Annotated in this window: 14 protein-coding genes and 1 riboswitch; of the genes, 2 read left to right on the top strand and 12 right to left on the bottom strand. The window is 71.2% G+C overall.

Annotated elements, in window-relative coordinates; genetic code table 11:
- Positions 1-2 precede the first annotated feature (2 nt).
- Complete coding sequence (locus AB0F52_RS37475) at positions 3-1,157, bottom strand: NAD-dependent epimerase/dehydratase family protein (protein WP_360181237.1); 1,155 nt, start codon at positions 1,155-1,157, stop codon at positions 3-5.
- A 139-nt stretch (positions 1,158-1,296) separates the two neighbouring features.
- Here AB0F52_RS37475 and AB0F52_RS37470 point away from each other — a divergent pair, with 139 nt between their 5' ends.
- Positions 1,297-1,794: a GtrA family protein gene (locus AB0F52_RS37470; protein ID WP_103342591.1), complete on the top strand. Its 498-nt coding sequence runs from the start codon at positions 1,297-1,299 to the stop codon at positions 1,792-1,794.
- On the opposite strand, the gene AB0F52_RS37465 is transcribed toward AB0F52_RS37470, so the two are convergent.
- From AB0F52_RS37465 to AB0F52_RS37450, 4 genes are all read right to left on the bottom strand, one after another.
- The gene (locus tag AB0F52_RS37465; RefSeq protein ID WP_360181234.1) at positions 1,724-3,898 is read right to left on the bottom strand and encodes a glycosyltransferase family 2 protein; all 2,175 of its coding nucleotides are present in this window, start codon (positions 3,896-3,898) and stop codon (positions 1,724-1,726) included. The two genes, AB0F52_RS37470 and AB0F52_RS37465, sit on opposite strands and share 71 nt — an antisense overlap.
- Positions 3,895-4,830, bottom strand: a complete 936-nt coding sequence (locus AB0F52_RS37460; protein ID WP_360181231.1) for an NAD-dependent epimerase/dehydratase family protein — start codon at positions 4,828-4,830, stop codon at positions 3,895-3,897. Before AB0F52_RS37460 ends, AB0F52_RS37465 begins: the two co-directional genes overlap by 4 nt.
- Positions 4,831-4,893: 63 nt before the next feature.
- The gene (gene gcvP, locus AB0F52_RS37455) at positions 4,894-7,770 is read right to left on the bottom strand and encodes an aminomethyl-transferring glycine dehydrogenase (protein WP_360181228.1); all 2,877 of its coding nucleotides are present in this window, start codon (positions 7,768-7,770) and stop codon (positions 4,894-4,896) included.
- Positions 7,771-7,944: 174 nt separating this feature from the next.
- Positions 7,945-8,043, bottom strand: a riboswitch (glycine riboswitch).
- 42 nt (positions 8,044-8,085) lie between these two features.
- Positions 8,086-8,664, bottom strand: coding sequence for a MerR family transcriptional regulator (locus AB0F52_RS37450; RefSeq protein ID WP_360181225.1), 579 nt, complete (start codon positions 8,662-8,664; stop codon positions 8,086-8,088).
- 280 nt (positions 8,665-8,944) lie between these two features.
- Between AB0F52_RS37450 and AB0F52_RS37445 the strand changes: the two genes are divergently transcribed.
- Positions 8,945-9,577 carry a TetR/AcrR family transcriptional regulator gene (locus AB0F52_RS37445; RefSeq protein ID WP_360181222.1) on the top strand — a complete coding sequence of 211 codons (633 nt, stop codon included), beginning with the start codon at positions 8,945-8,947 and terminating at the stop codon, positions 9,575-9,577.
- On the opposite strand, the gene trxA is transcribed toward AB0F52_RS37445, so the two are convergent.
- From trxA to AB0F52_RS37410, 7 genes are all read right to left on the bottom strand, one after another.
- Complete coding sequence (gene trxA, locus AB0F52_RS37440) at positions 9,558-9,893, bottom strand: thioredoxin (RefSeq protein WP_360181219.1); 336 nt, start codon at positions 9,891-9,893, stop codon at positions 9,558-9,560. The genes AB0F52_RS37445 and trxA overlap by 20 nt on opposite strands.
- A 12-nt stretch (positions 9,894-9,905) precedes the next feature.
- Entirely contained in the window at positions 9,906-10,301 is a 396-nt protein-coding gene (locus AB0F52_RS37435; protein ID WP_360181216.1) for a MerR family transcriptional regulator, read from the bottom strand.
- 239 nt (positions 10,302-10,540) lie between these two features.
- Positions 10,541-11,014: a bifunctional nuclease family protein gene (locus AB0F52_RS37430; protein WP_004559569.1), complete on the bottom strand. Its 474-nt coding sequence runs from the start codon at positions 11,012-11,014 to the stop codon at positions 10,541-10,543.
- 216 nt (positions 11,015-11,230) lie between these two features.
- Positions 11,231-11,977 carry a MerR family transcriptional regulator gene (locus AB0F52_RS37425; protein ID WP_360181213.1) on the bottom strand — a complete coding sequence of 249 codons (747 nt, stop codon included), beginning with the start codon at positions 11,975-11,977 and terminating at the stop codon, positions 11,231-11,233.
- On the bottom strand, positions 11,974-12,438 hold the full coding sequence (gene garA / locus AB0F52_RS37420; protein ID WP_004559567.1) for a glycogen accumulation regulator GarA: 465 nt from the start codon (positions 12,436-12,438) through the stop codon (positions 11,974-11,976). The genes AB0F52_RS37425 and garA overlap by 4 nt, the downstream gene beginning before the upstream one ends.
- A 136-nt stretch (positions 12,439-12,574) precedes the next feature.
- Complete coding sequence (gene gcvH / locus AB0F52_RS37415) at positions 12,575-12,961, bottom strand: glycine cleavage system protein GcvH (protein ID WP_013226819.1); 387 nt, start codon at positions 12,959-12,961, stop codon at positions 12,575-12,577.
- Between the two features lie 93 nt (positions 12,962-13,054).
- Entirely contained in the window at positions 13,055-13,672 is a 618-nt protein-coding gene (locus tag AB0F52_RS37410; RefSeq protein ID WP_360181209.1) for a CDP-alcohol phosphatidyltransferase family protein, read from the bottom strand.
- Positions 13,673-13,907 lie beyond the last annotated feature (235 nt).

The following is a 13,907-nucleotide window of genomic DNA, read 5'->3' as shown; positions in this document are numbered from 1 at the left end:
CGTCAGGCCTTCAGCGCGCCCCGCCAGCGGACGGTCGGGCGGAGCTTCTCCGGGTTCACCCGGTGCTTGTTGGCGCCCACGATGTCGAACATCGACTCGATGAGCGTGTCCGAAAGCAGGTGCGGCTCCAGGCCCAGCCCGACCAGCCCGGTGTGCTTCACGTTGTAGTAGTGCTCGGGCGCCTCGGTGCGCGGGTTCTCCAGCTGCTCGATCTGCACCGGGCCGGGGAACCGGTCGGCCACCAGCTCGGCGATGCCCGCCACCGGCATGCTTTCGGTCATCTGGTTGAACACGCGGAACTCCCCCGGCGCGGCCGGGTGCTCGACGGCCAGGCGGATGCACTCCACGGTGTCGCGGATGTCGATCAGGCCGCGGGTCTGCGTGCCCTTGCCGTAGACCGTCAGCGGCTGGCCGAGCACGGCCTGGATGACGAACCGGTTGAGCACCGTGCCGAACACCGCGTCGTAGTCGAAGCGGGTCGCCAGGCGCGGGTCCAGCGCCGTCTGCGGCGTCTGCTGGCCGTACACGATGCCCTGGTTGAGGTCCGTGGCGCGCAGGCCCCACGCGCGGCAGGTGAATTCGATGTTGTGGGAATCGTGGACCTTGGTCAGGTGGTAGAACGAACCCGGCCGTTTCGGGAACAGCACGCGGTCGGAGCGGCCGTTGTGCTCCAGCTCCAGCCAGCCTTCTTCGATGTCGATGTTCGGCGTACCGTATTCGCCCATCGTGCCGAGTTTGACCAGGTGGATCGCGGGGTCGATCTCCGCGATCGCATAGAGCAGGTTCAGCGTCCCGACCACATTGTTGTGCTGCGTGTACACCGCGTGTTCGCGGTCGATCATGGAATACGGCGCCGACCGCTGCTCGGCGTAGTGGACGACGGCGTCCGGCGCGAAGTCACGCACCGCCCCGAACAGGAACTCCGCGTCGAGGAGGTCGCCTTCGTAGCTGGTGATCGTCCGGCCCGACACCTCGCGCCAAGTCGCGATCCGGTCGGCGAGGGATTCGATCGGGACCAGGCTTTCGACACCGAGTTCGGCGTCGTACCCGCGCCGCGCGAAATTGTCGAGAACGGCCACCTCGTGGCCTTTGTCCGATAAGTGCAACGCGGTCGGCCAGCCCAGATATCCGTCACCGCCGAGAACCAGCACACGCATTGTGCCGCCCTTCCTGCTCGTTTACGCCACCCGAACGCTATAGATCACGTGCTGATGAAGACCTGGCAATGAGCTGTGAATCTCCTATGCGTAAGGGGGTCGGACGGCGGCGCGACCGGCCCGCGGGGAGGATGGGAGCATGACGACCGTAACCAACGGCGTGCGGGCCCGCACGGCGGAGAAGACCCGCCGTCGCGGCTGGGCCCGGCTGGCGCGCGCCGCGACGACGTCGGTCGCCGCCACGGTCCTCAGCCAGGTCGTGCTGCTCGCCGTCCTCGCCACCGGTGGCGCCGCGGCCCTGGCGAGCACGTTGGCCTGGGCGGCCGGGGCGGTGCTGAACTTCCTGGTCACGCGGCGCTGGGTGTGGGGCCGCACCGGGCGGCCGCGCGTCCGGCGCGAGCTGCTGCCCTACCTCGCGGTGATCGGGCTCGGCGGGCTGGCGTCGATCGGCCTGACCACCCTCGCCGGCTCGCTGCTGTCCCCGCTGGGCCTGCCGCACTTCTGGTGGGTCGTGCTCGTCGACGGCGCGTACGTCGCGAGCTACGCGCTGGTGTTCGTCGTCAAGTTCACGCTGCTCGACCGGTTCGTGTTCGGCCGCGGCGCAGCACGTACCCCCGCCACCACGTCCCCGTCATGACCCGGGCGTAGTTGGCGCCGTAGACCAGGCTGCCGCCCTTCTTGCTCTTGCCCGCCTTGCGCAGCCGCATGCTCATCGGCAGCTCGACGACACGGGCGCCGCGGGCGGTGACGCCGAGCAGCAGCTCCGACGACTGGTACTGCGGCTCGCGCAGCGGGACCGAGCAGGCCAGGTCCGCCCGCATCGCGCGGAACCCGAACGACGTGTCGGTGATCCGCCGGGCCGTGAGCACCGACGCCAGGATCGCGAAGACGCGTACGCCGAGCCACCGGACGCGGCTGTCGGCTTCCTCGTGCCCGAGCCGCCGGGACCCGGTGACGAAGTCCGCGGTGCCCTCGACGACCGGACGCACCAGCGTTTCCAGCTCGCTGTTGTCGTACTGGCCGTCGGCGTCGGTCGTCACGATGTACTCGGCGCCGGCTTCGGCCGCGAGGTGGTAGCCCAGCCGCAGCGCGGCGCCCTGGCCACGGTTGCGGGGCGCGACGCACACGTACGCGCCGTGCGCCTCGGCGATCGCGGCCGTGTCGTCGGTCCCGCCGTCGACCACGACGAGGACGTCCACCGGCCTGCCGAGGCACTCGTCGGGCATCTTCTCCAGGACTTCGCCGATGCCGCCGGCCTCGTTGTAGGCGGCGATCACGACGGTCAGCGGCGCCAGCTTCAGCTCGGGGTGCCGGCCGCGGAAGTCGTCGAGGGCGCCGGAGTCGACGTCGTCGGGGAAGGCGGCGAGCCGCTTCCGGCTCGCCGAGGTCAGCGTGGTGAAGCCGAGCGCCCCGGCGACGGGCAGCAGCACGAGCGCCGGGAGCTGGTAGCGCCAGGAGAACTGGAACACCGCCGAGGCGAACAGCAGGAGGAGCCCGCTCGACGCCGCGAACAGCGCCCCCGCCTGGGCCCGGTCCAGGGGCTTCTTGCGCCGGACCACCGTCAGCAGGCCCAGCAGCGCACCGAGGCCGAGCACCCCGCCCGACACGTACCCGCCGTCGAGCTGGTAGTCGCGGAGGACCTTGGCCAGTGGCTGATCGACGCTCGCGACGACGCCGTCGTTCTGCAGCGTGACCAGGTCGATCAGGGACTGGTCGGCCCACTGCGGGTAGCTGAGCTGGAACTGCCACCGGTCCAGGGGGACGTCGGTCAAGCCCTGCTCGCGCGTCCAGGCGAAGCTCTTGGCGAAGTCGTCCAGGATCGCTTCGGCGACGTCGCCGGGCTGCTCCTTCAGGACGTCGACGGCGAACTCGTGGGCCAGCGCGGCCTTGTCCGCGCCGGGCGGCAGCGGGCCCGGCCAGTTCGGGTCGAGGTCGGCGTGGGTGTAGTTGTCGACGAGCCGCTTTTCGCGGGGTTCGGCCGGGCAGAACACCCGCAGCACCGGGTCGAGGTGGAGGTTCGCGCAGTCGGCGACGGCGGCGGTCCGGCCGTAGAGCATGTTCCCGGACGGCCCGCTCAGCCCCCACTTGCCGGTCTCCGCGTGCACTCGCGCCGAGTACGGCACGAGCACGGCGAGCAGGCCCAAAAGACCCACGCCGGCCCGGCGCCAGCCCGCCCACTGCCGCCACGCTCCCCCGGCGGCCACCAGGAAGACCAGCAGCGGGAGGGCCAGGGAGATCCCGATCAGCCGCGTCAGCACGCCGAAGCCGAGCAGCAGGCCCGCCGCGCCGGCGCGCTTCCAGCCCGGTGTGCCCCAGCCGAGCAGCAGCCAGAGGAGCCCGAGGAGGACGGCCTCGAACGTCACCTCGGACATGATGTTCTGCTCGATCTGCAGCTGGTAGGCGTCGAGCAGCACCGGAGCCGCGGCGAGCGCGGCGACCCACGGGCGGCCGCCGAGACGCCGGACCAGCCCGTAGACGCCGATCGCGATCAGCACCCCGCCGACGTGCTGCACCGCGGTGACCCAGGCGAGCCCGCCGACGGCCAGGAGCGGCCGCAGCACCAGGTCGTAGCCGATCGGGTCGAGCTGGTCGGCCCGCAGCGCGTGCAGGTTGTCGATGTAGCGGAACGAATCGATGAACAGCAGCGCGGGCCGGTAGGCCAGCCAGGTCAGCACCCGGAGCGTGATCGCCGGGACGAGCAACAGCAGGAGCAGCCAGTGCCGCTTGAGAAAGACCCTCACTGGTTCGCGAGGCCGGAGAAGTACTTCCACGCTGTCGTGAGACCGTCGGTGAGCGAGACCTCCGGGGAGTAGCCGATGGTCTCCGCGCTCGCCGAGACGTCGACGACGACCGCGGGCATCTCCCCGGCCGGCGCCTCGACGTGCTCGACCGGCAGCTCGGCGCCGGTCACCTCGCGCACGGCTTCGACCATCTCCAGCACGGACACCGAGCGCCCGGCGCCGACGATCGCGCGGCCCGAGTAGCCGCTGCCGAGGGCCAGCAGGACCGCGCGGACGACGTCGTCGACGTGCACGAGGTCGCGGCGCTGGCGGCCGTCGCCGTAGACCCGGACCCCGGTGCCGGTCAGCGCGGCCCGCATCATCCGCGGCACGAAACTGTCCTTGTGGGACATTCCCGGGCCGTAGACGTTGGTGAACCGCAACGCACATGTCGTCATGCCGTACGCCCCGGCGTAGCCCGACAGCAGCATTTCGCACGCCGCCTTGGTGGCGCCGTACGGCGTGAGCGGGCGCAGCGGCAGGTCCGGGGTGATGGTCGCGGTGCCGACGTCGCCGATCACCGCGTTGGTCGAGGCGAGCAGGAACTTCGGCACCTCGCGGCGGCGCGCGAGCTCCAGCAGCTCCTGGGTGACCAGGACGTTGTCGGCGAAGGTGTCCTCGGGCAGCTCGACCGACTTCAGCACCGACGTCAGCGCGGCGAGGTGCACGATCGCCGCGGTCTCGCCGGTCACGGCCTGCTCGCGGACGGCGGCGTCGCGGAGGTCGCCGGCCACCACGCGCACGCCGTCGCGGTCTTCGGGGAACGGCACCCGGTCCACGACGGTGACCGGGAAACCCCGGTCGCGGAGGGCGCGCACGACGGCCCGGCCGATGAAGCCGCTGCCGCCGGTCACGACCACGGACGTCCGATCAGGACCGGTCCCACTCACCATGGGCGTCAACCTACCCGGCGTTCCTGTGCGCCCGCAGTGTGCCCGCACCGGCGGAACCGGGCTTCAGGCGAAGGCCTCCGGCGGCGGGCACGAGCAGACCAGGTTGCGGTCGCCCGCCGCGCCGTCGATGCGGCGGACCGGGGGCCAGATCTTCGGTGCGGCCGTCCCCGCCGGGAACACCGCGGTTTCGCGGCTGTACGGCCGGTCCCAGTCGCCCGCGACGCAGCGGGCGGTGTGCGGTGCCTGCCGCAGCGGTGAGGCCTCGAGGGGCCACTCCCCCGCCGCGACGCGGTCGATTTCGGCGCGGATCGCGATCATCGCGGTGCAGAAGCGGTCGAGTTCGGCGAGGTCTTCGCTCTCCGTCGGCTCCACCATCAGCGTGCCCGCGACCGGGAAGGACATCGTCGGCGCGTGCAGCCCGTAGTCCGCCAGCCGTTTCGCGACGTCGTCGACCGTGACGCCGGTGGCCTTCGTCAGCGGCCGGAGGTCGAGGACGCATTCGTGCGCCACCAGGCCTTCGCGGCCGGCGTACAGCACCGGGTAGTGATCGGCGAGGCGGCGGGCGACGTAGTTGGCGGAGGCCACCGCGACGAGCGTCGCCCGGCGGAGGCCTTCGGCGCCCATCATCCGGATGTACGCCCAGGAGATCGGCAGGATCGACGCGCTGCCCCACGGCGCCGCGCTGACCGGGCCGACGCCGGTGGCCGGCCCCGCCGCCGGCTGCAGCGGGTGGTTCGGCAGGAACGGCGCCAAGTGCGCCCGGACCCCGATCGGGCCGACGCCCGGCCCGCCACCGCCGTGCGGGATGCAGAACGTCTTGTGCAGGTTGAGGTGCGAGACGTCGGCGCCGAAGCGGCCGTACTGGGCGACGCCGATCAGTGCGTTCAGGTTGGCGCCGTCGACGTACACCTGCCCGCCCGCGTCGTGCACCGCCGCGCACACCTCGCCCACGGTGTCTTCGTAGACGCCGTGCGTCGACGGGTAGGTGAGCATGATCGCGGCGAGATCGGCCCGGTGCTCGTCCACTGTGGACCGCAGGTGGGCGAGGTCGATATTGCCCGCTTCGTCGCAGCGGACGACGGCCACCCGCATGCCCGCCATCACCGCGCTGGCCGCGTTCGTGCCGTGCGCGCTGGCCGGGATCAGGCAGACGTCCCGCGCGTGCTCGCCGCGGGCGCGGTGGTAGGCGCGGATGGCGAGCAGGCCGGCGAACTCGCCCTGGCTGCCGGCGTTGGGTTGCAGGGAAACCGTGTCGTAGCCGGTGATCCGGGCGAGCCAGGCGCTCAGGTCGGCGGCCACGGTCAGGAGCCCGGCGGCGTCTTCGGCGGGCGCGAACGGGTGCAGGCCGGCGAACTCCGGCCAGCTGACCGGCTCCATCTCCGCCGTGGCGTTGAGTTTCATGGTGCACGAGCCCAGCGGGATCATGCTGCGGTCGAGTGCGACGTCGGAATCCGCCAGCCGCCGGAGGTAGCGCAGCATCGCGGTTTCCGAGCGGTGCGCGTGGAACACCGGGTGCGTGAGGAACTCGCTCGTGCGCCGCAGCGGCGCCGGGAGCGCGTCCGCGGTGTCCGCGTCCAGGCCGTCCACATCGGACACGGAGACGCCGAACGCCTTCCAGACGCGGGAAAGCCGCTCGCGGGTCGTGGTTTCGTCGCAGGCGATGCCGACGTGGTCGTCGTCGATCCGGCGCAGCGAGACGCCGAGGTCGCGGGCCGCGGCGACGACTGTGTCCGCCCGGCCGGGCACCGCCGCGACGACCGTGTCGAAGAACTCGCCGTGCACGACCTCGACACCGCCCTCGGCGAGGCCGGCGGCGAGCACGGTGGCCATCCGGTGCGCCCGCAGCGCGATCGAACGCAGTCCTTCGGGCCCGTGGTACACCGCGTACATCGACGCCATCACGGCGAGGAGGACCTGCGCGGTGCAGATGTTCGAGGTCGCCTTCTCGCGGCGGATGTGCTGCTCGCGCGTCTGCAGGGCGAGCCGGTACGCGGGTGCGCCGTCGGCGTCCTTCGAGACGCCGACCAGCCGGCCGGGCAGCTGCCGCTCCAGGCCTTTCCGCACGGCGAGGTAGGCGGCGTGCGGGCCGCCGAAGCCGAGCGGGACGCCGAACCGCTGCGTCGAGCCGACGGCGACGTCGGCACCGAGCTCGCCGGGCGGCCGCAGCAGGGTGAGGGCGAGGGGGTCGGCGGCGACGATCACGGCCGCGCCGTGCTTCTTGGCCTCGCCGATGGTCAGGTCGAGCTCCCGGACCGCCCCGGACGCGCCGGGGCAGGACAGGAGCACGCCGAAGAAGTCACCGCCGAGCCCGAGCCCGGTCAGCCCCTGGGAGAGGTCCTCGACGACCAGTTCGATGCCGAGCGGCTCGGCCCGGGTCCGGAGCACGGCGAGGGTCTGCGGCAGGGTGTCTTCGTCGACGAGAAACCGCTGGGACGTCGCGCGCCCGGCTCGGCGCACCAGCGTCATGGCCTCGGCGGCCGCGGTGGCCTCGTCGAGCAAGGACGCGTTGGCGACGGGGAGCCCGGTCAGGTCCGCGACCATGGTCTGGAAGTTGAGCAGCGCTTCGAGCCGGCCCTGGGAAATCTCGGGCTGGTAGGGCGTGTAGGCGGTGTACCAGGCCGGGTTCTCGAGCACGTTGCGCCGGATGACGGGCGGGGTGACGGTGTCGTGGTAGCCGAGCCCGATCATCGAGGCGGTCAGCCGGTTGCGCCCGGCCAGCTCCCGGAGTTCGGCCAGAGCCTGGGCTTCGGAGGCGGGCGGAGGCAGCTCGAGGGGTTGCGCGGACTCCCGCAGCGACGACGGCACGGCCCGTTCCGCGAGTTCGTCGAGGGAGGCAACGCCGATGACGTCGAGGATGTGGCGGAGTTCGTCCGGTCCGGGCCCGATGTGCCGCTCGGCGAAGGGAAGGCCCTGCTCCAGGGAGGCGAGTGACGGATCCACGAGACCTCCTGGGGACAGCGGGGGTGGACCGGGACGGCGATGTCCTGGTCCTCCCCACTCTGTCCGTACCTCCCGGAGGAGGCGCCTGAGAGTTTCGCCCGCGTGGTTGAACCGGGCTTGCACCGTCGGCGGGGCCATCAGGCTGTGTCCTGACGACCCGCTTTCCAGAGGCGTCTCGTCCGCGCGGTCCAGGGTGCCTGAGAGGTTCCGGGGAGGACTTGCTCCTTCGGCGCCGAGCTCAAGGTGTGGCTCGGACTCTCCCGCGCGGATTCGTCGACCGCACGGGGAACCTTACTCTGTCTGCCGCAGTGGTGATCAACCGGTCTTGCGGGCGTTGCGGCGCTGGGTGAGTTCGTCCGGTTGGTGCGTCTCGACGATGCCGCCGTCGGCGCGTTCGGCCGGGAACTCGTGGATGGTGCCGCTGATCTCCTGCATCGCGCCGCTGACGGCGATCCCGAAAACGCCCTGGCCGCCCTGGAGCAGGTCGACGATCTCCTCCGGGGACGTGCACTCGTACACCGTGGTGCCGTCGGAGAACAGTGTCACCCGGGCCAGGTCGCGGACGCCGCGGACGCGCAGGTGGTCGACGGCGACCCGGATGTTCTGGAGCGAGACGCCGGTGTCCAGGAGCCGCTTGACGACCTTGAGGACCAGGATGTCCTTGAAGGAGTACAGCCGCTGCGAGCCGGAGCCGTGCGCGGTGCGGATGCTGGGCGCGACCAGTTTGGTCCGGGCCCAGTAGTCGAGCTGGCGGTAGGTGATCCCGGCGATCTGGCACGCCGCCGGACCCCGGTAGCCCACCAGCTCGTCGGGCAGCGAGTCGTCGGGGAACAGCTCCCCCTGCTCACCAGCCGCGACCCCGACAGGCTGCTTCTCGGAACCAGCCTCGACCACGCAAGCCTCCCCTCGCCCGACCTGGTGGCCGGCGAATGACAGCCGGACGGTCCCAGGAGTGGGACCCGCCGGAGATCAACCGCCACGGTCCGGCCCCAGACCGTGAATCACACCGTGGCGATTTACCTCCTTCGACGGTAAGCGCCAGGAGAACACCGGTCAACGCGACGCGCGGCAACGCTCAACGGTCGGCTGAGCCTTTGAGCCGTTCGCCGTACCCCCACTCGTGGCTCGTCAAACCCGGTGGACATCTTTTACTCAGCCGAGTAACTTTTTACTCATGCAAGTAAACACCGACCTCATGGCCGAACTGGGCCTCGGCGCCACCGAGGCCGCGCGCCGGGCGCAGATCATCGGCGCGACCATCGGCGTCCTGGCCGACCTCGGCTACCGCCGGACCACCTTCGCCAAGATCAAGGAGCGCGCCGGGCTCAGCAGCACCCGGCTGATCTCGTACCACTTCACGAACAAGGCCGGCCTGATGCAGGCCGTGCTCAGCACGGTCGTCGAGACCAAGGGCGCGTACCTCACCGAACGCACCGGCGGCGGCCTCGACCCGGCTGACCGGCGCGGCTACCTGCGGGCGCACATCGAGACGTCGATCGCGTTCCTGCGGGCGTACCCGGAGTGCGTCCGGGCGCTGTCGGAGCTGGCCGCCAACTCCGCCGACGCCGACGGCTGGGTGATGACGAAGGTGCTGGTCGACGACCTGCGGGTGCACGGCCTGGCCCGGCAGCTCAAGCAGGGCCAGGCCGACGGCACGTTCGGCGCCTTCACGCCCGAGGTGATGGCGATGTCGATCGCGCAGGCCATCGACGGTGTCGCCGCCGCCTACGCGGCCGACCCTTCGCTGGACCTCGAAACGTACGGGCGCGAAGTGGCGGACGCGTTCGTCAAAGCGACGGCGCCTTGAGGGCCCGGTCGAGCCGGTCTTCGATGCGGGCCTTCGGGAACGCGCCGACGATCGTCTCGACCGGCTCGCCGCCGCGGAAGAGGATCATCGTCGGCAGCGACATGACCTGGTAGGCGCGGGTGGTCTCCGGGTTCTCGTCGGCGTTGACCTTGCGGACGGCGAGTTCGCCGGCGCGCTCGGCGGCCAGCTGCGCGAGTACCGGGCCGACCATCCGGCACGGGCCGCACCAGGTGGCCCAGAACTCGACGAGCACGGGAACGTCGCTGCCGAGGACTTCGGCAAAGGTCGCGTCGGTGACGTCAGCAACTTCGGACAAGACGGGGCTCCTTCACGGGCGCGGGGAATCGGGCACGACACACGGATCGGGCGCCTGCCGCGCCAGGGCGGCGGCGAGCTTCCCGGCCAGTTCGCCGCGGATGCCGCCGAGCCGCGCGAGAAGCGCGTCGGCTTCTTCGAGCTTGCGCCGGTAGACCTCGATGGAGCTGGCGCACGCATCGCCGGTTTCGTGCCCGCTGCGCAGGCACTCGACGAAGGGGCGGGTTTCGTCGAGGGTCAGGCCGACCGTCTGGAGGGTCTGGATCTCCTTGACGAGCTGGAGGTCGTCCTCGTCGTACTCGCGGTAGCCGTTCGCCGAGCGCCGGGCCGCCAGGAGGCCTTGGTCCTCGTAAAACCGCAGCGCACGAGTAGTGGTACCCGTGCGCTGCGCAAGTTCTCCGATCCGCATGCCCTCGACGCTAGACGTTGACGTCCACGTCAAGGCAAGTTCCTGAGCACCAAGGCGAGTGAAACGCCTTACCGCGGGAGGAGACGGGGGTCCGGGGGCGTGCCCCCGGGCGGGGTCTGGGGGTTGCACACCCAGAAGACACGGCGAGGAGCTCCGGGCGAGCGCTCTCCGCGAGCACACCTCGCCTAAGCTCCGAGCGCTTTCCGCGAGCACACCTCACCCAAGCTCCGAAGCGCCCCTCAGGTATCGGCTCCGCGGAAGTCTTCCGGCGAGACGGAGTCGAGGAACTCGCGGAACTTCTCGACCTCGTCCTCCTGCTCGTCCGGGATGATGAGGCCGGCTTCCTCCAGCACCGAATCCACGGCGTGGATGGGGACGCCGATCCGCAGGGCCAGGGCGACCGAGTCGCTCGGCCGGGCGGACACCCGGATGTCGCCGTCGAACACGAGCTCCGCGAAGAACGTGCCCTCCTTCAGGTCGGTGATGACGACCTGCTCCAGCTCCCGGCCGAGCGCTCCGATGACCTCTTTCAGCAGGTCATGCGTGAGCGGGCGGGCGGGGCGGACCCCCTGCTGCTCCAAGGCGATGGCGGTGGCTTCGACCGAGCCGATCCAGATCGGCAGGTACCGTTCACCCTCGGTTTCCCGCAGCAACAAGATCGGCTGATTCGCGGGCAGCTCGACCCGCACACCGACGACGCGCATTTCGCTCATCGGGCTTCGCCTCCCTCTCGTGCACACGGGCCGCAGCGCTGAACCGGCTTCACGCCCATACTCCCGACGCTACCCGTCATCCGTGCGCTGTGCTCGCTGTCCGGACTCTCTCAGTTTGCCTGCCGCAAACCCGTGCCTTCACGGTACGGCATGCGGTGCCGAACATTCAGTCATTGACATGGGACCGCAAAGAGGATCTCACTGCCCCGTTATCGATCAACACCCGGAGACGCCGCGGATTCCGGCCTTGACGAGCAGCGTGTGCAGGGTCACGGACAGCGCCGCCAGCTCCCGCACCACCTCGTCGGCCCGCGCTTTGGCCTCCGGGTCGCGGTGCCGGTACACCGGCGTCACGATCTGCTCCAGCAGGCCGACCTCGCGGTCGGCCGCGGCGCGGAAGGCACGCAGGTGTCTCGGCTCGATCCCGAATTCGGTCATCGCCTTGACCGTCCGCGCGACCAGCACCGCGTCGGGGTCGAAGAACCCGGCGGGACCGGGCCGGACCAGGCCGTACTGCTGCAGCTCGGCCAGTGCCGGCGCGTCGATGCCGGCCTGCTCCAGGAGCTCCTCCTGGGTCAGGCGCAGCTCCTTGCCCGCGGTGAAGTCGTCCGCCACGGGCAGGCCGACGTTCTCCGCCGGCGCGTCGATCGGCACCAGCCGGCGCGGCGGGCGGGGCAGGGCCGTGGTGGGCCCGGCCCCCGAGTCCGCCGCGTCCAGCTGTTCCTTGATGACCTTCAACGGGAGGTAGTGATCCCGCTGGGCGGCCAGGACGAACCTCAGTCGCTCCACGTCCGCCGCGGCGAACTGCCGGTAGCCCGACGGCGTCCGGCCCGGCTGGACCAGGCCTTCCGCTTCGAGGAACCGGATCTTGGAGATGGTGACATCGGGGAAGTCGCCGCGCAGCTGCGCGAGGACCGCCCCGATGCTCAACCCGTGGTTCTGTGGCCGCCCGGCCGCCGTCACTGCGCCCCCTGGCCCCCGTGCCCCGGGCCGGTCAGGAAGACCAGGCGGAACTTCCCGATCTGCACCTCGTCGCCGCCGGCGAGCACCGCCTGGTCGACCGGCTCGCGGTTGACGTAGGTGCCGTTGAGGCTGCCGACGTCGATGACGACGAACTCGCCGCCTTCACGCCGGAATTCGGCGTGCCGGCGGGAGACGGTGACGTCGTCGAGGAAGATGTCGCTGTCCGGGTGCCGCCCGGCGCTGGTGGTGTCGCGGTCGAGCAGGAACCGCGAACCCGCGTTCGGCCCGCGCTTCACGACCAGCAGGGCAGAACCCGGGGGCAGGGCGTCGACACCCTGGACCGGGGCTTCCGGGGCGGGCTCGCGGCCTTCGGCTTCGGCCAGGAAATCGGCCCGGAAGACAGAGGTCCGCTCCGGAGACTGCTCCGGGGGAACGCCGCCGGGCCCGTCGTTCGTGCTCACCTGAGCTCTCCTCCACACATGCTGTGTTGCCAGTACTCAAGAACGTGTAGCTGCCAACGTACCGTGCCTGATCGATTCTCCGAGCCCCGGCTCCCCGAACCGGCGCAGTGCTGGTCCGACCGGGTGGACGTGGGGTTCAGCCCTTGGTCAGGGCGTCGTAGGCCTCGGCTTCGAGCAGGGCTTCCAGGCCCGCCGGGTCGTCGAGCCGGATCTCGATCAGCCAGCCCTCGCCGTAGGGGTCGCTGTTGATCAGCTCGGGCGAGTCGGCGACGGCGTCGTTGACCGCGACGACCTCCCCGTCGACCGGCGCGAACAGCTCGGAGACGCTCTTGGTCGACTCGACCTCGCCGAAGACGTCGCCCGCGCTCACCTGCCGGCCGACGTCGGGCAGGTCGACGAACACGACGTCGCCGAGCTGGTCCTGCGCGTACTCGGTGATGCCGACGCGCACGAGGGTGTCCTCGCCGCGGGTGGCGACCCACTCGTGTTCCTCGGTGTAGCGAAGCTCTTCAGGAGCGGACAACGCCGGTCCCCTTTCATGCCCTCACTGGCGAAAAGTGTTGGGCGAAGTCTTACACCCACACGGCGCAGCCGCCCGCCACGACCCGGGGAAAGCTCATTCCGCTCCGGTGCCGCGCAGGGCGTTGCGCGCCTGCACGACGTAGAGCACGCCGGACCAGACGTAGAGGACGCCGCCCCAGATGGTGAAGGCGTAGCCGATCGGCCGCGCGACCGCGGCGACGTCCGAGCCGCCCTGCGCGAGCAGCAGGAACGGGAAGGCGTACATCAGGACGAAGGTGGCGCCCTTCCCGATGTAGGTGACCTCGGGCGGCGCGAAACCGCGGCGGCGCAGGGTGACGACGCAGACGCCGAGCACGGCCTCCCGCAGGACCAGCGGGACGACGACCCACCACGGGATGATGCCGCGCACGAGGAAGGCGACGAGGGTGGCGAGGATGTACAGCCGGTCGGCGGCCGGGTCGAGCAGCTGCCCGAGCCGGGACATCTGGTTGAGCCAGCGGGCGAGCTTGCCGTCGAGCCAGTCGGTGAGGGCGCTGAAGACGAGCAGGGCGAGCGCCCAGCCGTCTTCTTCCGGGCCGAGCAGCAGCCAGAGGAAAACGGGCACCCCGGCCAGCCGCAGCAGGGACAGCATGTTGGGGACGTTCAGGGCCTGCCGCAGCAACGACGGCTCGGCACCGGCCGGAGCGGCGGGTTCGGGGGCGGCTGTGCTCACCGGGCCATTAAACAGCGGCACGGGCCCGGGCCGCCCGGTGGTGCGGCACGCAGCGTGACAGCCCACGGGGCTTCCCGGCTCGCGGCCGGCCGCTTGGCGGGGCGCATCCCGGCCTGCCGCACGCGGCTTGGCGAGGCGGGCCCGGGGTCGGGCCGGGCGGCGAGGCGCCCGGCCGCGGATGCCGAGCGGCGGCGGGGTGCGAACCACTCGACGCCCGACCCGCGGATACCGAGCC

The organism is Amycolatopsis sp. NPDC024027 (genome assembly GCF_040638975.1).
Classification (GTDB): domain Bacteria; phylum Actinomycetota; class Actinomycetes; order Mycobacteriales; family Pseudonocardiaceae; genus Amycolatopsis.
This window is presented reverse-complemented; position numbering and strand designations above follow the sequence as displayed.